This window comes from Kocuria salsicia (assembly GCF_039532055.1).
In the GTDB taxonomy this organism is placed as follows: domain Bacteria; phylum Actinomycetota; class Actinomycetes; order Actinomycetales; family Micrococcaceae; genus Kocuria; species Kocuria salsicia.
The window spans coordinates 217,662-237,330 of the sequence record NZ_BAAARF010000008.1 but is presented as its reverse complement, the minus strand read 5'-3'; the positions used below and the strand labels follow the sequence as shown (position 1 = coordinate 237,330).

Annotated in this window: 14 protein-coding genes, 3 tRNA genes and 1 pseudogene; 7 read left to right on the top strand and 11 right to left on the bottom strand. The window is 70.4% G+C overall.

Features of this window, described 5'->3' with window-relative positions; all coding sequences use genetic code 11:
* Nucleotides 1-103 precede the first annotated feature (103 nt).
* On the bottom strand, nt 104-1,363 hold the full coding sequence (locus tag ABD264_RS08205) for a phospholipase D-like domain-containing protein (protein ID WP_344205405.1): 1,260 nt from the start codon (nt 1,361-1,363) through the stop codon (nt 104-106).
* Between the two features lie 152 nt (nt 1,364-1,515).
* Here ABD264_RS08205 and ABD264_RS08200 point away from each other — a divergent pair, with 152 nt between their 5' ends.
* From ABD264_RS08200 to ABD264_RS08190, 3 genes are all read left to right on the top strand, one after another.
* Nucleotides 1,516-2,322: an exodeoxyribonuclease III gene (locus ABD264_RS08200; RefSeq protein WP_055086002.1), complete on the top strand. Its 807-nt coding sequence runs from the start codon at nt 1,516-1,518 to the stop codon at nt 2,320-2,322.
* A gap of 2 nt (nt 2,323-2,324) precedes the next feature.
* Entirely contained in the window at nt 2,325-3,332 is a 1,008-nt protein-coding gene (locus tag ABD264_RS12505) for a DUF8083 family protein (RefSeq protein WP_344205402.1), read from the top strand.
* Between the two features lie 909 nt (nt 3,333-4,241).
* On the top strand, nt 4,242-6,110 hold the full coding sequence (locus ABD264_RS08190) for a glycoside hydrolase family 13 protein (RefSeq protein WP_344205400.1): 1,869 nt from the start codon (nt 4,242-4,244) through the stop codon (nt 6,108-6,110).
* Nucleotides 6,111-6,239: 129 nt separating this feature from the next.
* Here ABD264_RS08190 and ABD264_RS08185 read toward each other — a convergent pair whose 3' ends face one another.
* The 5 genes from ABD264_RS08185 to ABD264_RS08165 all read right to left on the bottom strand — a co-directional run bounded on the left by ABD264_RS08185 (nt 6,240) and on the right by ABD264_RS08165 (nt 8,396).
* On the bottom strand, nt 6,240-6,710 hold the full coding sequence (locus ABD264_RS08185) for a hypothetical protein (protein ID WP_290499890.1): 471 nt from the start codon (nt 6,708-6,710) through the stop codon (nt 6,240-6,242).
* A 191-nt stretch (nt 6,711-6,901) separates the two neighbouring features.
* Nucleotides 6,902-6,974 (bottom strand) — tRNA-Phe (locus ABD264_RS08180).
* Between the two features lie 75 nt (nt 6,975-7,049).
* A tRNA-Asp gene (locus tag ABD264_RS08175) sits at nt 7,050-7,123 on the bottom strand.
* Nucleotides 7,124-7,210: 87 nt separating this feature from the next.
* Nucleotides 7,211-7,283: transfer RNA gene (locus tag ABD264_RS08170), tRNA-Glu, on the bottom strand.
* Between the two features lie 165 nt (nt 7,284-7,448).
* Complete coding sequence (locus tag ABD264_RS08165) at nt 7,449-8,396, bottom strand: universal stress protein (protein WP_344205397.1); 948 nt, start codon at nt 8,394-8,396, stop codon at nt 7,449-7,451.
* A gap of 160 nt (nt 8,397-8,556) precedes the next feature.
* Here ABD264_RS08165 and ABD264_RS08160 point away from each other — a divergent pair, with 160 nt between their 5' ends.
* A complete protein-coding gene (locus tag ABD264_RS08160; protein WP_344205395.1) occupies nt 8,557-9,918 on the top strand; it encodes a D-arabinono-1,4-lactone oxidase in 1,362 nt (453 codons plus the stop codon).
* Between the two features lie 38 nt (nt 9,919-9,956).
* Here the strand turns inward: ABD264_RS08160 and ABD264_RS08155 are convergent, their stop codons facing one another.
* A complete protein-coding gene (locus ABD264_RS08155) occupies nt 9,957-11,051 on the bottom strand; it encodes an LLM class flavin-dependent oxidoreductase (RefSeq protein ID WP_145011853.1) in 1,095 nt (364 codons plus the stop codon).
* A gap of 165 nt (nt 11,052-11,216) precedes the next feature.
* Complete coding sequence (locus tag ABD264_RS08150) at nt 11,217-12,638, bottom strand: FAD-dependent oxidoreductase (protein ID WP_425554310.1); 1,422 nt, start codon at nt 12,636-12,638, stop codon at nt 11,217-11,219.
* A 244-nt stretch (nt 12,639-12,882) separates the two neighbouring features.
* Here ABD264_RS08150 and ABD264_RS08145 point away from each other — a divergent pair, with 244 nt between their 5' ends.
* Nucleotides 12,883-14,343, top strand: a complete 1,461-nt coding sequence (locus ABD264_RS08145; RefSeq protein WP_318545382.1) for an NCS2 family permease — start codon at nt 12,883-12,885, stop codon at nt 14,341-14,343.
* 25 nt (nt 14,344-14,368) lie between these two features.
* Here the strand turns inward: ABD264_RS08145 and ABD264_RS08140 are convergent, their stop codons facing one another.
* Both ABD264_RS08140 and ABD264_RS08135 read right to left on the bottom strand, forming a co-directional pair.
* Nucleotides 14,369-15,313 carry a spermidine synthase gene (locus ABD264_RS08140; RefSeq protein WP_295110534.1) on the bottom strand — a complete coding sequence of 315 codons (945 nt, stop codon included), beginning with the start codon at nt 15,311-15,313 and terminating at the stop codon, nt 14,369-14,371.
* A gap of 181 nt (nt 15,314-15,494) precedes the next feature.
* Nucleotides 15,495-15,788: pseudogene (locus tag ABD264_RS08135) on the bottom strand (thiamine-binding protein); the annotation flags it as partial.
* 97 nt (nt 15,789-15,885) lie between these two features.
* Here ABD264_RS08135 and pta point away from each other — a divergent pair.
* On the top strand, nt 15,886-17,979 hold the full coding sequence (gene pta / locus ABD264_RS08130; RefSeq protein ID WP_344205387.1) for a phosphate acetyltransferase: 2,094 nt from the start codon (nt 15,886-15,888) through the stop codon (nt 17,977-17,979).
* A 154-nt stretch (nt 17,980-18,133) separates the two neighbouring features.
* Here the strand turns inward: pta and ABD264_RS08125 are convergent, their stop codons facing one another.
* Nucleotides 18,134-18,412, bottom strand: a complete 279-nt coding sequence (locus ABD264_RS08125) for a hypothetical protein (RefSeq protein WP_055083564.1) — start codon at nt 18,410-18,412, stop codon at nt 18,134-18,136.
* On the opposite strand from ABD264_RS08125, the gene ABD264_RS08120 reads away from it, so the two are divergent.
* Nucleotides 18,411-19,643, top strand: a complete 1,233-nt coding sequence (locus tag ABD264_RS08120) for an acetate kinase (protein ID WP_144941361.1) — start codon at nt 18,411-18,413, stop codon at nt 19,641-19,643. The genes ABD264_RS08125 and ABD264_RS08120 overlap by 2 nt on opposite strands.
* Nucleotides 19,644-19,669: the final 26 nt, after the last annotated feature.

The window sequence follows — 19,669 nt, the reverse complement described above, 5'->3', positions numbered from 1 at the left end:
CTCCGGGTGGAGGCCCGGGTGGAGGCGCAGATCGGGCCCCGGCGACGAGGCGACCGGCGTGGGTGCCGGAACGCGGCGGCGTCGTCCCCTCAGGTCTCCCGGATCACATCAGGGGCCGCAGCGGCGCGAGCACCACCTCGGCCACCCGCGCCATGGGGTGGCGGTCACGCCACGCCGGCGAGGTCAGCTCGTCGCAGTGTGTGCTGTCCGAGAGGAAGACCTTCTCCATCTCCGCGGCGAAGTCCTTGTCCACGATCTCCACGTTGGTCTCGTAGTTGAAGGACAGGGAGAGCCGGTCCAGGTTGGCGGTGCCCACGGTGGACCACTCGCCGTCGATCGTGGCGGTCTTGGAGTGGATCATGCACGCCGCATACAGCAGGATGGTCACCCCGGCCTCCAGCAGCTGGCCGTAGAAGCCCCGGGAGACCCAGTCCGCCACGATGTGGTTCGAGTCCTTGGGCACCATGATCCGCACGTCCACACCGCGGCGGGCGGCGGCCAGGAGCGTGTCCAGGATCTGCTGGTCCGGCACGAAGTACGGGGTGTTGATCCAGATGTGGTCCCTGGCCCGCTCGATCGCGCTCAAGTACATGCCGCGGATGGGATACACCAGCTGGATGGGGAGGTTCGGCGAGACGCGCACCTCCGGATCCCAGTTCTTGGGCGGGATCCACTCGATCGCGTGCTCCGGGGCGCGGTGCTCGTTCCACACGGCAGCGATGGCGTTGCGCAGTCCCCACACCGCCGGGCCGATCTCCCGGATGTGGGTGTCGCGCCAGTGCCGGGAGTACATCGAGCCGATGTTGAAGCCGCCCACGAAGCCGATGTTGTCGTCCACCACCAGGATCTTCGAGTGGCACAGCCCCGAGAAGCGCAGGGGGCCCTTCCAGAACGGACGCCGCACCGCGGGGACGCGGAAGACGTCCACCTTCTCGGAGAACCGGTAGAACGAGTGCGGCACCACGGTGTTCGCGAACCCGTCGTAGATCACGAAGACCTTCACGCCCCGCTCGGCCGCCCGGTTGACGGCGTCCAGGAAGCGCTGGCCCATCTGGTCGCCCCTCCAGATGAAGGTCTCCAGGTAGACCGACTCCTTGGCGTCCTCGATGGACTCCAGCATGTGGTCGTAGACCGTCTCACCCGAGGTGTAGATGGTGATGTCCGAGTCCTCCACGTGGGCCTGGAACGTGCCGGGGCGCGGCGCATCGCGCTGCTTGCGCCCGCGCTGCTTGAACCAGTCGACGCCCACGAGGGACGCAACCACCACGGCCTGCGCCCCGAGCAGCGAGGCCGCCCCCACTCCCGCGGCCTTGAGGATGATCCGACGTTCCCTGATCTCGGCTAGCGCCCGCATTGCGTTCATGACGCCACAGTAGTGCCGCTCACCCCGCAGCCACCACGGTTTCGGGGGCGCCGCCTGGGAGTCGTCCTGGATCCGAGGGTGCGCGGCCCTCCCGACGACGACGTCGCACGGCTGGTTTCTCAGGGCCCGCGCGGGTGGCTACCGTGGGGAGCATGAGAATCGCCACGTGGAACGTGAACTCCATCCGTGCCCGCGCCGACCGCATCGAGGCGTGGCTCGACCGTTCGGACGTGGACGTCCTGGCCATCCAGGAGACCAAGGCCAAGGACGAGAACTTCCCGTGGGAGCTCTTCGAGTTCGCGGGCTACGAGGTGGCGCACTTCGGCGTGAACCAGTGGAACGGCGTCGCCATCGCCTCCCGCGTGGGGCTCAAGGACGTGGAGCGAACCTTCCCTGACCAGCCCACGTTCGGCAAGCCCGGCCAGGAGCCCGCCCAGGAGGCCCGGGCGATCGCCGCCACGTGCGACGGCGTGCGGATCTGGTCCCTCTACGTGCCCAACGGGCGCGGGCTGGAGGATCCCCACATGCCGTACAAGCTCGAGTGGCTGCGGGTGCTCGAGGGCCACGCCAGGCAGTGGGTGCAGGACGATCCGGACGCGCAGATCGCCCTGGTGGGCGACTGGAACGTGGCCCCGCGGGACGAGGACGTGTGGGACATCCAGCTCTTCAAGGACGGCGGATACACGCACGTCAGCGAGCCGGAACGCGCGGCGTTCAACGCGTTTGTCGAGGACGCCGGCTACCAGGACGTAGTCCGGCCCCGCCATCCCGGCCCCGGTGTCTACACCTACTGGGACTACACACAGCTGCGCTTCCCCAAGAAAGAGGGCATGCGCATCGACTTCCAGCTGTGCTCCCCCGCCCTGGCCGCTCGGGTGACGGACGCGTGGATCGACCGTGACGAGCGCAAGGGCAAGGGCGCGTCCGACCACGCACCCGTCGTGATCGAGATCGACTGACCGTGCCCCTCCTCAACGTGGGCAGCGCGTACCGCAGCGTCACCGGTTCACCCATCCGCTTCGTCCTGCGGATCTACGTGCCCCAGCAGGAGCTCGACGCGGCCTACGCCCCTGGCATCCCCCGCGCCATGGACCCGTTCACGGCCGGGGTGCACGAGTTCTCCGAGCAGCTCGCCCGGCTCGCCGACACCACCCAGCCCCTGCTTCCGCCCGCACACGAACCGCTGTGGACCATGCCGTTCTCCACCGCACCGGCCGGGGCGCGGCGTGTGGCCTCGGGCCGTGGGGGGGACTTCCCGGTCTTCCACCCCGCCCAGCGGCTTCGACGCTCCCTGCGCCTGTTCACCGCCGCCGAGGACGAGAACAGCGCCCAGCTGCTCCCCCTGCTCGTTCCCGAGAAACAGGTTGAGGCGGCCGCCAAGGCCACTTCTCGTGAGGCGTTCCTGCCCGTCTACACGCGGGAGTCCGCCTACGTGGTGCCCCTCGCGTGGTTCGCCGCGTTCGAGCCCGAGGACCACGTGTCCTCCCACCACTCGGGCCACGAGGTGCACCGGTTGATAGTCCCCGCGGACACCGCCGCGGCCCGGGTGGCTGGGGCCGCCCGGGCCGTGGAGGACGCCGCCCGATCCGTCACGCGGATGCCACGCTCCTCCGGGGCCGCCCGGGGCCCGGCCGGCGAGGACCTGTCCAGGGAGGATCCGTCCGGTGAGAATCCTTCCGGGGCGGGCCCGTCCGACGAGGTCGGAGACGTCCCCGAAGAGGCGCAGCAGGCCGCCGCGTTCGCGCAGGACCTCACCCGCCTCGGACGCTGGCTGGATGCGTTCAGCCCCGACTCCCTGCTCTGCCTGGACTACGGTTCGGTGGCGGACCGGATCCAGCCCGACGAGAGCCCCCGGGACGTGTCCGACNCCCCCCCGCGTTTGCCCCCTAGTGCAAAATCCGGCCCGGAAATTGGCATTAGCTCAGTTTTTGCAGGAGGCCGGCGGCGGGCACATGGGGAGGAGGGGTGACGCGTCGCACGGGCTGGGGTGCTTCTGCTCCAGGACAGGCCCCGTCGCACACGATTCACCCATGTGTCCCGGCGGGCTGGTGAGCGCAGGTCGTCCCCGGTGAGCAGCGAGACGTCCCACCCTGCATCCCGCAGCAGCGAGATCCGGTGCATCTCGTCACGGTACTGCGCGACCTCCCTGGCGTGGACGGCGCCGTTGAACTCCACCGCCACACGCGCGTCCTGCCAGGCGCGCCAGGACCTCCAGCGGATGCACGATCTGCGTTTCCCACGGTCCGGGAAGAGCGGCGAACCAACGGGACTCCGCGATCCGCACGCTGTCCCGCTGGGACTGGATCCGGTGTGTGGTCCAGAGCAGCTCCACCCGCTGCCCGGTCGCCGCGAGCCCCTCGCTGTTCGCGCTCCTCCGGGTCAGAACACTCGCAGAACGGCCACGTCCGAGTGCCACCTCCACCCACGGATCCGTTCCGCCCACCGGCATGCGCATCAGATCGAGTGCGCTCACACCGCTCACCAGAGGCCCCGAATCCGGCCCCGCGAGGTGCTTCTGCCGCAGCAGCGCCCCCTCAGAAAGCGTCAACGGTTCCCTTCGAAGCATCCAGAGCCCCCGCGCGAGGCGCTGGATCTGAGGATTCTTCACGAATTGCGAGGCCCGGCTGCCCGTCTCCGCGGTGGTGACCACATGACGCTCGACGGGGAACCCCCACGAGATGCTGCTGGCACGGCCCCGTGCTCGGACTGTAGATGCTCGCAAGGGGAGACAGGAGACGTGGTCCACAGCCGCCGTCGCCCGCCACGCGCACCCCACCCGCTGCTTTGACGGAGCAAATGCGCTTTGAGACCCCTCGATCTGCATCAGCGGAGCACATGCACGTGAGGGTGGGCGGGGCCGCGGCGTAGCCTGGGGGACGTGTCTTCTTCGCAAACAGTTTTCTCAGCCCCGGCCGGTTCCGAGTGGTGGCGCGACGCCGTCATCTACCAGGTGTATCCCCGCTCCTTCAAGGACTCCAACGGGGACGGCATGGGTGACCTCGGCGGTGTCACCGAGAAGCTGCCGTACCTCAAGGACCTGGGCGTGGACGCCGTCTGGCTCTCCCCCTTCTACCTCTCGCCGCAGCACGACGCCGGGTACGACGTCGCGGACTACCGCACCGTCGATCCGCGCTTCGGCTCCCTCGAGGACTTCGACCGCATGCGCGAGGAGGCCCACCGGCTGGGCCTGAAGATCATCGTGGACCTGGTCCCCAACCACACCTCCGAGGACCACGAGTGGTTCCAGGCCGCTCTCGCCGCCGGCCCGGGCTCACCCGAGCGCGAGCGCTACATGTTCCGCGAGGGCACCGGCGAGAACGGCGAGCTGCCGCCCAACAACTGGAAGTCCCTCTTCGGCGGCGCCGCGTGGTCCCGCGTGCCGGACGGGCAGTGGTACCTGCACCTCTTCGACTCTTCGCAGCCGGACCTGAACTGGGAGAACCCGGAGGTCTGGGAGGAGTTCCGCGCGATCCTGCGCTTCTGGCTGGACCGCGGTGCGGACGGCTTCCGGGTGGATGTGGCCCACGGAATGATCAAGGCGGATGGCCTGCCGGACTGGGACGAGCAGGTCCACATGGTCGAGGGCACGGACGCCGCCGAGGACGACGACGCCGCGGCCACCCGCCCCACAGACGTCGCCTCGGCGTCGACCGTGGATTCCGGGAACGACGATGCCGCGGCGCTCGGCCCTGAGACGGTCGGGGTCGAGCAGGGTGACCTCGCGGCCGGCAGCGCCGAGGGCGCCGCCGCCCCCGCAGCCGACGCCGAGGAGGCCGCCCCCACCAAGACCATGGACACCGGCCCGTACTTCGACCAGGACGGTGTGCACGAGATCTACCGGGACTGGAACCGTGTGCTGCAGGAGTACCCGGGTGAGCGGATGCTGGTGGTGGAGGCGTGGGTGGGCCCGGCGTCGCGGCTGGCCCGCTACGTGCGGGAGGACGAGGCGCAGCAGGCGTTCAACTTCGACTTCCTGGTGGCCGGGTGGCACCGGGACCGCATGCGGGACACCATCGAGACCTCCCTGCGCGCGAACGCCGAGGTGGGTGCGCCGTGCACGTGGGTGCTGTCCAACCACGACACGGTCCGTCACCCCTCCCGCTACGGCCTGAGCTCGCGCACCGCGTACCCGAACGGCATCGGCGCGCAGGACGAGCAGCCCCACCACGACCAGGGCCTGCGCAGGGCCCGGGCCGCCGCACTCGTGGAGCTGTCCCTGCCGGGGTCGGCGTACGTGTACCAGGGGGACGAGCTGGGCCTGCCGGAGCACACCGAGCTGCCCGACGACGCCCGCCAGGACCCCACGTTCCACCGCAGCCTGGGCGCGGAGCTGGGTCGCGACGGCGCTCGCGTGCCTCTCCCCTGGTCTCCCGTGGGCGAGGGGCTGGGTTTCGGCCCCGCTCCGTGGCTGCCCCAGCCGGAGTCCTTCGCCGAGATCACGGTGGACCACCAGCTCGGTGATCCGCAATCCACCCTGAACCTCTACCGGAGGGCCCTGCGGCTGCGTCACGAGCTGGGTCTGGGCGCCACCGGCTTCGCATGGCATCCGCTGAGCGAGGACGAGCAGGGCGTTCTCGCGTACGTGCTCCCTCGCGCTGATGGGGACGTCCTGGTGGCCGCCAACCTGGGCGAGTCCGCCGTGGGCTTCGAGGAGCTCTCCCGCGGCGAGCTGCTGCTCGCGAGCGGTCAGGACGCCGTGGTGGGTGACCGCCTGAGCGTGGACAGCGCAGTGTGGCTCAAGCTCTGAGCGGCTGACGCGGCGCGCACGGCCGGGCAGGAGGTGTCCCCTCCGCCCGGCCGTTCGCATGCGCGGCAGACCTGCGCCCAAGCCGGGTGCGGCGTCTCGAAGGCGGCGAGCGGAGGGCAGGGGCGCGGCTCAGCCGGACGGCGTGCTCGCGCAGTTGGCCTGCAGCCATGACTCCGCGGGTTCCAGGGCCCGGTGCAGCCGCACGGCCTCGCGGGGCTGGAGGGTGTTGCCAGCGTCGCCGAGGATGGATTGGACGTCGTCGAACGCCGGGCGCACGGCCCCCGGGAGGTGCGCCCGCGCCGAGGTGAGGGAATCTCTAGCCTGGACGAGGGCGTCGTCGTCCCTGTCGTCCCCGTCGCCGTCCTGGTCCGTGAGTGGTAGCAGCTCCAGCCCGCTGTAGGCCTCGGCCACGTCGAAGCAGGCGGTGGTGTCCGCGTGCCCCTGGGGGGTCGCCGCCGCGGCGGAGGGAGAGGGCGAGGAGGATGCAGGGACCAGATCGATGGTCGTGGCCTGGTCCCTGTGGACGCTGCACCCGCTCACCAGGGCGGCGACGACGAGTGCCGCCGCACCCGCGCACAGCGCTCGCGCTCGCTGGTCCATGCCCGGTCCTTTCCCACGTTCCCGCTGCCCAGAAGCCCGCCCATGCGCGTCCGCCAGGTTCGGCGACGGGGCGGGTCCGGTGAACCACACGCTAGGGCGCGAACCTCCGCGCAGGCTGAGGGTGGGGTGGCTGGCAGATGTGGCCGGGAATGAGAAGAACCCCCGCGTGTAGAAGCCACGCGAGGGTTCAGTGGCTCCGACCGGCGTCGATCCGGTGACCTTACGATTTTCAGTCGTACGCTCTACCAACTGAGCTACAGAGCCAGGCACACGCCGGGGTGAAACCCTCGGTGATATGCCGCGACGGCGCGAAAAGTTGCCTTTTCATCGCCGCCTGAGCGACCCTGACGGGACTTGAACCCGCGACCTCCGCCGTGACAGGGCGGCGCGCTAACCAACTGCGCTACAGGGCCTTGATTGTTTCCAACGAGAGAAGATCTTACCAGGACAACCGACTCACTGTGCAAATCAGCTCCCCGCAGGAGCCCCGTGGGAAAACGTACCCCCAACGGGATTCGAACCCGTGCCGCCGCCGTGAAAGGGCGGTGTCCTAGGCCGCTAGACGATGGGGGCCAGAACCTCCTCCGAGCGGTGACACGACACCCCTCGGACGATGGACCGTCAGTAGCTTAGAGGGAAGGTGCCCTCTTTCACAAACGGGCCGTGAGCCTGCGGAAACCGCAGCGGGGCCCTGAGACGGCCGCGCACGCCGGCTCTCTGCCCGGCCGGCGGCGACTCTCAGATGCCCAGGTCCGGGCGGTCCTCCAACCGGGGGTCCTCGAAGCACGGGACGATCATGGCCGGGCCCACGCAGTTGTGCAGCACGCCCTGGGACGTGGAGCCCAGCAGCATCCCGGTGAAACCGCCGCGCCCGCGGGTTCCGGTGACCACCAGCTGGTTCTGCGCGGAACGCTCCACGAGCACGTGGATGGGGGACCCGTCTGCGAGCACGCCAGTGACGTCAAGGTCCGGGAAGTGCCCGCGCAACCACTCGACACTGGCGGCCAGCGCGTTCTGGACCTGTCCGCGGAGGTCGTCGAAGTCCACCGGGGAGGGCAGCCACACCGAGGACCCGGACTCGGAGGGTGCGGCGCACACCACGGTCAGCGGCACACCGAGCTGCTCGGCCTCCTCCGCGGCCCACAGCATGGCGGCACTGGCCCGCTCGGAGCCGTCGGAGCCCACGGTCACACCGTCCACGAAAGCTCCGTGACGGCTCACGTTCTCGTGGAGCCGGTACTCGGTGCCCCACTGGAGGGGGATGATCCCCACGGGGCAGTGCGCGTGCGCGGGAACGGCCGTTGAGACCGAGCCCAGTAGACGTCCGATCAGACCGCCCCGGCCTCGGGAGCCCAGCACCAGCAGCTGCGCGTCCCTGCTCAGCTCCACGAGCACGCCGGAGGGGTCCCCGGCCTCGACCGTGGACCGGACGTCCACGTCCAGCTCTGCCACGCGGCGTCGGGCGTCGTCCACGAGCTCCTGCACGGCGCGGTTCATGGCGGCGTCGTCGAACGCGGCGTAGCCGACGTCGAAGGTGGAGCCCCCGACCATCGGCACCGAGTAGGCGGTCACCACGTGCAGCGGCGCCCCGCGGCGGTGGGCCTCCCGGGCGGCCCAGTGCAGGGCGGCCAGGCTCTGCTCGGAACCGTCCACACCCACGACGATCTCGGCCTCACGTGCGTTCATGGTGCTCCCTCCCTGGGCAGGATGTCCTGGTTCCAGCCTAGTCGCGTGCTCCCCCGCACCGCGGAGGCGGTGAGATGATGGACGCGCCCCGGGCGTGCTCCGCGCAGCGCGTCCCGGAGGACGACATCGAGGGGCCGAACCCCCGGAACGGAGGCGAACCGTGAGCGCAAGATCCGAGCACCCCACCATGACGGCGCAGGTCAGGGGCGGCACGTGGCGGTCGTGGGGCGGCAACCTCAGCATCGAGCCGGCCGTGACCGTGCGCCCCACGGACTCGGACCAGGTGCTGGAGGTTCTCCAGGAGGCCGCCTCGCAGGGCGTGGCGGTGCGCCCCGCCGGGTCCGGGCACAGCTGCTCCCCGCTGGTCCCCACCGGGGGCGTGCTGCTGGACACCTCCGCGCTCAAGGGTCTGGTGTCCGTGGACGAGGACCGCCAGCAGGTCACCGTGTTCGCCGGGACCACCCTGCAGGAGCTGAACGTGGTCCTGGAGCAGCACGGGCTGGCGCTGGCCAACCTCCCGGACTCCTCGCACATGAGCGTGGGCGGGGCGCTGGCCACGGGCACCCACGGCACCGGGCTGGGCCAGCCGTCCCTGGGTGGGCAGGTGATCGGGCTGAGCCTCGCGACCCCGGAGGGCGAGCTGATCTCCTGCTCCGAGACCCACCGCCCCGAGCTGCTCGACGCCGCCCGGGTGAACCTGGGCGTGCTGGGCGTGGTGGTCTCCGTGACGTTCCAGTGCGTCAACGCCTTCCGGCTGCACTGCGCCGAGTTCCGCGAGCCGATCGGATCCCTGCTGGACACCATGCAGGAGCGGATGTCCGGCGCGGACCACTTCGAGTTCTCGTGGATGCCGGGCACCACCGTGGCCCACACCCGCATCCTGAGCCGGCTGCACCGCCTCCCGGACACCTACACGCGCCCCGCCTCGCCCATCTCCCGCGCGCTGCGCCGCGCGGACGACGCCGTCCTGCGCACCTCCCTGACCGCCGGGCTGGGCCGCGTCGGGAACCTGATCCCGCGCGCGGTGGGCCGGCTCAACCGGATCGAGTCCCTCGCGGAGAGCTCCCGGCGCTACACGGACGTGTCCTACCGCGTGTTCACGGTGGCCCGCCCGGTGCGCTACGTGGCCACCGAGTACGCCCTGCCGCTGGAGGCCACCGCCTCCGCGGTGCGGGAGCTGCGCACCCTGGTGGACGCGCACGTGTACGACCTCGCGTTCCCCATGACCGTGCGCTGCTCCCCGCCGGACCAGGGGCACCTCTCCCCCGCGGGAGGCCGGTACACGGGGTGGATCAACCTGCGCCAGTACGGCCGGCGCCCCAGCCAGACCTTCCTCACCGCCGCCGAGCAGATCCTCGTGGACCACGGCGGCCGCCCCCACTGGGGCACGCTGCACACCCGCACCGCCGAGGAACTCGCGCCCCTCTACACCCAGTGGGACGAGTTCCTCACCCTGCGCGCCGCCATGGACCCCCAGGGCACCCTGCTCAACCCCCACCTCCGGAGGCTGCTGGGACTCTGATGCCCGCTCGTTCCGCCCCTGCGCGGAGCCTGCACTGCTCAGAGCAGACCGTCGGCTTGGAGGAGCGGACGGACGCCCTCGCCGAACCAGTAGGCCTCCTCGAGGCACGGGTATCCGGAGAGCACGAACTCGTCGATGCCCGCGGCAACATACTCCGCGATGAGGTCGGCCACCTCCCGGTGGGACCCCACCATGGCCGTCCCCGCTCCACCACGCAGCAGGCCCACTCCTGCCCACAGGCCGGGGTGGACCTGCAACTTGGTTGCGGAACCACCGTGCAGATCCAGCATCCGGCGCTGCCCCTCGGACTCTGAACGGCGCAGCGCTTCCTGCTGCTCCTGGATCATCCGTTCGTCCACGCCCGCGAGCATGCCCTCGGCCACCGCCCATGCCTGAGCCGACGTCTCCCGCGAAATGGTGTGCAGACGGATGCCAAAGCGCACGCTGCGTCCGCGTGCCCTTGCGAGTTCACGGATCCGGTCGATCTTCTCCTTTGCCTGTTGCGGTGGTTCACCCCACGTGAGGAAGACATCCGCGTGTTCCGCAGCCACGGTGGCCGCAGCTGCGGAGGAACCCCCGAAGTACACCTGCGGACGGGGCGCAGGCGGGAAGTCCAGCCTGGCCTGCTCCACGGCGAGGTGCTCACCTCGGTAGTCGAAGGGTGGCTCGTGATCCCACAGGCGGGACACGATGTCCAGGAACTCTCCGGTCCGAGCGTAGCGACCGTCTTTGTCCAGGAAGTCTCCGAAGGCGCGCTGCTCGGTGGACTCCCCACCGGCCACCACGTTGACGTTGAGCCGTCCCCCCGTGAGGTCCTGGTACGTGGCCGCCATCTGGGCCGCCAGGGTGGGGGACATGGCTCCGGGACGCAACGCCACGAGGAACTTGAGTCTTTCCGTGTGCTGGGAGATGGCGGCCGTGGTCAACCAGGCGTCCTGGCACCACAGGCCCGTGGGCGAGAGCACGGATTCGAAACCGTTGTATTCCGCCGCCTGCGCCACCTGCACCAAATAGGGCAGACGCGGTCCACGCAGGGTCTCCGTGGCCTGAATGCTCGCCCCGTGGCCTCCGCCCACAATGCCGCGGGAATCCGACGCGGTGGGGAGGAACCAGTGGAGGGAAATCGGGGCCATGGGAAACACTCCTGTCGTAGCTGTCCGGTCCAGGCCACGCTACGGCTGAGGGAGCTGAGGCCTATGCGTCACGTCACTCAAGGACACACAACCCGATCCCACTGCGCGCCTGGGCAGGCGGCGGCCCAACGGCGTGCAGGGGAGGGGAGGACGACCCGATGGGCGCTACTGCTGGACAGCTCCGCGGGAGACCGCCACCATCTCGTCGCGCTCCACGACCTTCACGCGTTCGCGCGGGTTGCCCTGGGCGTCCTGCGAGGCCTGGCCGAGGCCCTGCTCGTGCTCGTCGAGGGTGAGCCAGCCCTCCCACGTGGTGTAGGGCACGCCCTTCTCCTTGAGCAGCGCCACCACGGCCTCGGGCTCGGGGTTCTCGGGGTCCGCCAGGGAAGCGTGGTCCTCGATCAGGTGGTTCACGGTCTCCAGCGCGTCCGACTTGGTGGCACCGATCAGGCCCACCGGTCCGCGCTTGATCCAGCCGGTGGCGTACACGCCGGGCAGCGGGGCGCCGTCGGCGTCCACCACGCGGCCCTCCTCGTTGAGGATCACCCCGCGCTCGGGGTCGAAGGGCAGCTCGGGCAGCGGCGAGCCCAGGTAGCCGATCGCGTGGTAGACAGCCTGCACCGGGTACTGCGTGTACTCTCCGGTGCCCGTGACGGAGGCGTCCCCGTTGAGGCGGGTGCGCTCCATGCGGATGGCCCGCACCTTGCCGTTCTCGTCCCCGAGGATCTCCTCCGGGGTCTGCAGGAAGTGCAGGTGCAGCCGGCGGGAGGCCGTCTTGGGCGAGTCGTCCTCGCGCCACTTCTGCAGGGTCTTCATCATGACCTTGGTCTGGTTGTTCTCCGCCATGGCCTTCTCGGAGGCCTCGTCGAACTGGAAGTCCTCGTCGTAGACCACGATGTCCACGTCACGGGACTTCGCGAGCTCGCGCAGCTCCAGGGGCGTGAACTTGATCTGCGCGGGGCCGCGGCGGCCGAAGATGTGCACGTCTGTGACCGGGGACTTGCGCAGCCCCTCGTACACGTTCTCCGGGATCTCGGTGACAAGCATGTCCTCGGCGTGCTTGGACAGCACCCGCGCAACGTCCAGGGCCACGTTGCCGTTGCCGATGACCGCGATCTCCTTGGCCTCCAGCGGCCAGGTGCGGGGGTAGTCCGGGTGCCCGTCGTACCAGGCGACGAAGCGGGCGGCGCCGTAGGAGCCGTCCAGGTCCGCGCCGGGAATGTCCAGCGGGGCGTCGTTGACGGCGCCGGTGGCGAAGATGACGGCGTCGTAGTGGGTCAGGAACTCACCCAGGGTGATGTCCCGGCCGTACTCCACGTTGCCGAAGAAGCGGATGTCCCCGCGGCTGAGGATCGAGCGCAGCGCGGTGACGATCCCCTTGATGCGGGGGTGGTCCGGGGCCACCCCGTAGCGGATGAGGCCGAAGGGGGTGGGGTAGCGGTCGAAGAGGTCCACGCTGACCTCGATCTCACCCTCGCGCACCGCCTCGGTCTTGGTGATCATGTCCGCGGCGTAGATGCCGGCGGGGCCTGCACCGATCACGGCCACGCGGAGCGGGCGGGAGCTGGGGGTTGTCACGGTGGTGATTCCTTTCGACGCGCATACGGATCCCGCGTGCTGGCAGGGACTGGGATCAACGGTAGTGAACGCGGGTCAGTCTTGCCTAACCACGCGGAGGAGCTCGCGTGGCCGCCCGCACCACATGCGCGCCCCGCCCTGCGGAACCGGCGGGGCAGCACGGTACGCGGGCGGCGTCGTCGTAGTATTTCTACACAAACATCCCCCACCCGTCCCGTTCGGCGCCCGAACGCGCCCACCCGTGAGGATCCCTATGTCGTCATCCACCCCGCCCGCTCAGCGCAGCGAGCCCCGAGGCGGGCTGGACCGCTTCTTCTCCATCACCCGGCGCGGTTCCACTGTGGGCCGGGAGGTCCGCGGTGGCGTGGCCACGTTCATCGCCATGAGCTACATCGTGGTGCTCAACCCGCTGGTACTCGGCTACGGCCAGGACGCGGCGGGCAACACCCTGGGTGGCGCGCGGGTGGCCGCCGTGACGGCCCTGGTGGCCGGCGTGATGACCATCGTCATGGGCGTGTGGGCCCGGTCCCCGTTCGGCATGGCCGCGGGGCTGGGCGTAAACGCGTTCCTCGCCGTCACCATCGCCACCAACCCAGGGCTCACGTGGCCCGAGGTGATGGGCCTGGTGATCTGGGCCGGCGTGATCATGGTGGTGCTGGTGCTCACCGGCTTCCGCACCGCCGTGTTCAACGCGGTGCCGGCGTCGCTGAAGACGGCCATCGTGGTGGGCATCGGGCTGTTCATCGCCCTGATCGGCTTTGTCAACGCCGGGTTCGTGCGCCGCATGCCGGACGCCGCCGGGACCACCGTGCCCGTGCAGCTGGGCAGCGGGGGCCAGCTCTTCGGGTGGCCCACTCTGACCTTCGTGGTGGGGCTGCTGCTGACCGTCGCGCTGATGGTGCGCAACGTGAAGGGCGGAATCCTGATCTCGGTGGTGCTCACCACCGTCCTGGCGCACGTGCTGGAGGCGGTGGCACCCTCGGGATCCTCCACCGAGAACGCGCACGGCTGGTCGCTCGTGGTGCCCGCCACTCCGGACGGGTTCTTCGGCCTCCCGGACCTCTCCCTGATCGGCTCGGCGGCGCCCCTGGAGGCGTTCCAGCAGCTCGGGGCGATCTCCTGCCTGCTGCTGATCTTCACCATCCTGCTGTCCGTGTTCTTCGACGCGATGGGCACGATGGTCGGGCTCTCCCAGCAGGCCGGTCTTGTGGCCGAGGACGGCCAGATCGAGCACGTGGACCGTGTGCTGCTCGTGGACGCGCTGGGTGCCGTTGCCGGTGGCGCCGGGTCCGCGTCCTCCAACCAGATCTTCGTGGAGTCCTCCACGGGCATCGCCGACGGCGCCCGCACGGGTCTCGCGAACGTCGTCACGGGCGCACTGTTCCTGGCTGCGATGTTCCTGACGCCACTGGTCAGCCTGGTCCCGTTCGAGGCCGTGGCCCCCGCCATGGTCGTCGTGGGCTTCCTGATGGCCCGCAACGTCGTCGACATCGACTGGCAGGACTGGGGCGTGGCCGTGCCCTCTTTCCTCACCTTCGCCGTCATGCCGTTCACCTACTCCATCGCGGACGGCATCGGCGCGGGCTTCGTCTCCTACGTCTTCATCCGTCTCGTCCAGGGCCGCGCAAAAGACATCCACCCGCTGATGTACGTGGTGGCGCTGGCCTTCGTGATGTTCTTCGGCGTGGGCGTCATCGAGGGCTGGGCGGCCTGACGCCCGTTCCCTGACGACGACGGCGCTACGCGGCGTCGTCCCCGCCCGCCACCGGCCCCTCGGGCACCGGGTCCGCCGGCTTGTCGTGCCACGGCTGGGTGCCGGCGGCCAGTTCGCGGCACCACGCGGTGTCCTTGTACTGGGCCGGCAGGGAACCGACGAGCAGCTCGCGGGCCAGCGCGGCGGCGTCGGCGGAACCGGCCTGCGGCAGCGGTGCGTGGGAAGCGGCGAGCACCACGTTGCCGTAGCGGCGGCCCTTGAGCATCGCGGCGTCCGCCACGGCGGCCACGTGCTCGAAGACCTCCAGCAGCGCCGCGATCTCCGCGCGCGTCCCCTTGAGGTTGCGGGTGTCCCCCACGTTGAGCAGGTAGAGCCCCTGCGGGGCCATCACCCGGTCCACGTGGTGCGCGAACTCCAGTGTGCGCAGGTGCCCAGGCGTCTGCTCACCGGCGAAAACATCGCGGATCACCAGGTCCCGTGACCCCTCAGAGAGGGACTCGGTCACCGCGCGGGCCTCCCCCGCCCGGATCCGCAGCAGGGGCGCGCGGGGCAGGTCCAGCCACTCGCGCACCAGGCGGGCGAGGGCGGCGTCGAGCTCCACGACCACCTGCCGCGCCTGCGGGTAGCGCCACGCGAGGTAGCGGGCCATCGAGCACGCGCCACCGCCCAGGTGCAGCACGCGTAGCGCGGTGGGATCCAGGCGGGAAGAGACGTGCTCCTCGGCCACCGCGGAGAACCAGCGCATGTACTCGAACTCCAGCTGCTCCGGGTGGTCCGGAACGATGTGCGAGGACGGCACCCCGTTCACGCGCAGCACCCACGCGCCAGGCACGTACGTGTCCTGCTGCAGCTCCACAGTGCCGGTGTCCGTGACCCAGGTGCGCTCCACGAGACCGGGGGCGTCCGACGACGTCACCCGCGCGGGTTCAGCAGCCTGCTTCCGGTTCTTCTTCTGGCCCTTCCTGCTCACAGAGCGCGGCGAGGGGTCACTGCCGGCCGTCCGCGGACGGTTCGTTCCGCTCGGCGGCGTGCTTGCCTGCAGTGCGTCGAGCCGCCGAATCCTGGCCGTCGGAATCCTGCCCGGCGGCGCCGTCGAAACCCCCTGCGGTGATCCCTCGGCGCTCCTTCGAGCGGCCAAGTTCGTGGCTGTGCAGCGCGGACTCCAGGCGCTCGAGCTTGCCCGTGAGCTCACCGGTGTGGCCGGGGCGGATGTCCGCCTTGAGCACGAGCGAGACGCGCGGGCCGTACTCGGCCACGGCGGCGGTGGCCTCCTTGACCACCGCCATGCACTCGTCCCACTCACCCTCGATGGTGGTGAACATGGAGTCGGTGCGGTTGGGCAGTCCCGACTCGCGCACCACGTGGACGGCCGCGGCGACGGCGTCGTGGACGGAGGCATCGGGATTGTCCCCACCGCTCGGGGAGACTGAGAAGGCAACCAGCATGTAACCAGTGTGGCACCGGCACTGCGCGGGCGCGACCCCCCCCACCCCGGTCCATAGACTGGAGGCACAGCCGACCGATCGCGAGGGAGCACGTTCCATGACGCAGGGCATCTACATTTCCGCCATGACACCGCGGAGCGGCAAGACGCTGGTGGCACTGGGCCTCGCGGACACCATGTTCAAGCGCACGGACGCCCTGGGTTTCTTTCGTGCGGTCTTCGACGGCGCGGCACCGGAAGACGACTCCGTCCTGCAGCTCATGAAGCGCACCTTCGACCTCCCGGACTCCCGGTGCCGGGGCGCGGTGTCTCTGGAGCGCTGCCGCGAGATCCTCGCCTCCGGTGAGCACGACGACCTCGACTCCGCCGCCATGGCCGTGTACTCCGAGATGGCGCTGGAGTGCGATGTGATCGTCGTGGACGGCACCGACCTGCTGGCCCACAACGCTGTCACCGCCGAGTTCGACCTCAACGCCCGCCTGGCCAACAACATGGGCTGCTCCGTGGCCGCGGTGATCGGAGCCCACGAGTCCGGGCGTGTGAAGGACGTGCTCAACGCGATCGACGTGACCCGCACCGAGCTGCGCCAGGCCGGGTGCGACATCTACGCCGTGATCGTCAACCGCGCGGACCCGGAGCAGGCGGAGCAGATCCGCCGGGAGGCCAAGCCCGGCAACCACAACCTCCCCGCGTACGTGATCCCGGAGATCCCCGCGATCTCGAACCCCACCGTCGCCGAGCTCGTGGATGCCCAGGGCTACGGCACGGACTTCAACTCCACGCCCCTGGACCGCGACATCAAGGCCGTGAAGGTGGCCGCGATGACCGCCGGGAACTTCCTGGACCAGATTGCGGACGGGGACCTGGTGATCACCCCCGGGGACCGGACGGACGTGGTCTCGGCAACCCTGGCGTCGTCGTTGGCGCCCACGCTGCCGGTGCCCGCCGGGATGCTGCTGACCGGAGGCTTCCGGCCCGCCGGCGCGGTGGGCTCGCTGCTGGGCGCGGCTCCGTTCCCCGTGCTGACCACCGAGCGGGACACCTTCACCACCGCGCAGGCCGTGGCCGGCACGCGCGGCACCCTGGCCGGCGCGCACTCCCGCAAGATCGCCGCCGCGCGCGGCGCGTGGGCGGAGCACGTGGACAGCGACGAGCTCTCGGGGCGGCTCACCCTGCCGCGGCCCGTGCGGCGCACCCCCCTGCGGTTCCTGCACGAGCTCGTGGAGTCCGCGCGGGCGGACCGCAAGCGGATCGTGCTGCCCGAGGGCGACGACCCCCGCATCCTGCGCGCCGCGGAGCTCATCCACCGGCGCAACTTCTGCGACCTCACCGTGCTGGGCGATCCCGAGACGGTCCGATCGCTCGCGCAGTCCGAGGGCATCGAGCTCGACTTCGACGCCGACGGCCTGGACCTCGTGGACTTCCAGCACGACGACGCCCTGCGCGAGAAGTACGCGGACGAGTACGTGCGGCTGCGCTCCCACAAGGGCGTGAGCACGGGGCAGGCGCTCGAGCGCATGATGGACGGCTCCTACTTCGGCACCATGATGGTCCAGATGGGGGACGTGGACGGCATGGTCTCCGGCGCCGCACACACCACCGCGAACACCATCCGCCCGGCCCTCGAGTTTGTGAAGACCCGGGAGGGCGTGAACATCGTCTCCTCGGTGTTCTTCATGCTGCTCGCAGACCGCGTGCTCGTCTACGGCGACTGCGCTGTAAACCCGAACCCGGACGAGCGGCAGCTCGCGGACATCGCCCTGGCCTCCGCGCAGACCGCCCGCGAGTTCGGCGTGGACCCCCGCGTGGCCATGCTCTCCTACTCCACCGGCGGTTCCGGCTCCGGCGAGGACGTGGAGCGGGTGCGCGCGGCCACCGAGCTCGTGCGCGCCGCGAACCCGGACTTCGAGGTGGAGGGCCCCATCCAGTACGACGCTGCCGTGGACGCCTCGATAGCCAGGTCCAAGCTGCCGGGCTCGCACGTCGCGGGGCAGGCCACCGTGTTCGTGTTCCCGGACCTGAACACCGGCAACAACACCTACAAGGCCGTGCAGCAGTCCGCGGGCGCGGTGGCCGTGGGCCCCGTGCTGCAGGGACTGCGCAAGCCCGTGAACGACCTCTCCCGCGGCTGCACCGTGGACGACATCGTCAACACGGTGGCCATCACCGCGATCCAGGCGCAGACGCTGTGAGCCCGCGGGGCTGAGCCCGCCGCGCCGGGAGTCGTACTGGCGGGGTCACGCCAACGCGTGTCGCGTCCGGGGGCACGCCGGTGGGCTGCGCCGGGAAGGCCGCGAGCGCCGTCGTCCGCGGGGCCCCACGGGACGACGGCGTTGCCCGGGCGGGTCAGTCCCGGATCGTGTCGTTCCAGGCCCAGACGTCGTCACCGCGCAGCACCATGTCCGCGCCGCCGTCGCAGACGATGGTCTGGCCCGTGGTGTGGGCGTTCGCGGGGTTCGCGAGCCACAGCAGCACGGGGCCGGTCACCACCCCCGGCACCACGGCGTTGAGCCGTATCCCCTGCCCGGCCCACTGCGGCGTGGCCGACTCGCGGCGGACCCAGCGGGGGGCCGTGAGAAAATCGGAGGTGTTCGCCCGCCCACCGATCCCGGAGGATCTCGTCATGCTCGTGCTCGTCGTCAACTGCGGTTCCTCGTCCATCAAGTACCAGGTGCGGGAGGTCACGCCGGAGGGCTCCGAGCCCAGCGTGTACACCTCCTCCATGCCCGCGATCAACGAGAACGTCCCCCTCGCCACGGCCACCGCGGGCATGGCAGGCGGTGAGGTGATCACCAAGGGGCTCATCGAGAACATCGGCACCTCGGACGTCAAGGACCACACCCAGGCCCTGCAGATCCTCTCGCGTCGCCTGGACGAGGAGCTCGGCGGGCGCACCATTGACGCCGCGGGGCACCGCGTGGTCCACGGCGGCGAGCGCTTCTCCGCGCCCGTGCTGGTCAACAACGAGATCATCCGCGCGATCGAGCGCCTCGCACCGCTCGCCCCGTTGCACAACCCCGCGCACGCCCTCGGGCTGCGTGCCATCCAGAAGACGTATCCGGGCATGCCGCAGGTGTGCGTGTTCGACACCGCCTTCCACCGCACGATGCCCGAGAAGGCCTGGCGCTACGCCATTCCCGAGCAGTGGTACGAGATGGACGGGATGCGCCGCTACGGGTTCCACGGCACCTCGCACGACTACGTGACCGGCAAGGCCTGCGAGTTCCTGGGCATCCCGCGGGAGCAGTTCAACGCCGTGGTGGCCCACCTGGGCAACGGCGCCTCGGCCACCGCCATCCGCGAGGGCCGCTCCTACGACACCTCCATGGGCTACACCCCCCTGGCCGGACTGGTCATGGGCACCCGCAGCGGGGACCTGGACCCCTCCGTGGTCACCGCCATGCTGGAGCGCAACCCCGGGATGAGCGCCCAGGACATGAACCGGATCCTCAACAACGAGTCCGGTCTGCAGGGCGTCTGCGGGGACTCGGACATGCGGGCCGTGGCGCAGCGGGCCGGCTCCGGGGACCGGCGGGCGCAGCTCGCGCTGGACATGGCCGCCTACCGCCTGGCGAAGTACATCGGCGGCTACCACGTGGCAGTCGGTGGAGCCCACGCGCTGATCTTCACCGCGGGCATCGGCGAGAACTCCCCCGAGTTCCGCGCCCTGGTGTGCGACCAGCTGGGCGCGCTCGGGATCACCCTGGACCCCACGCTCAACGGAGCCCCCCGGGGGGACGTGGCCCGCATCAGTACGGAGACCTCCGCAATCGAGGTCCTCGTGGTGACCACGGACGAGGAGCGGGCCATTGCGGAGGCCACGGCCGGGCTGGTGTGGGAGCGGGTCAAGAAGTAGCACCTCACGCGCCAGCACCCCCACGC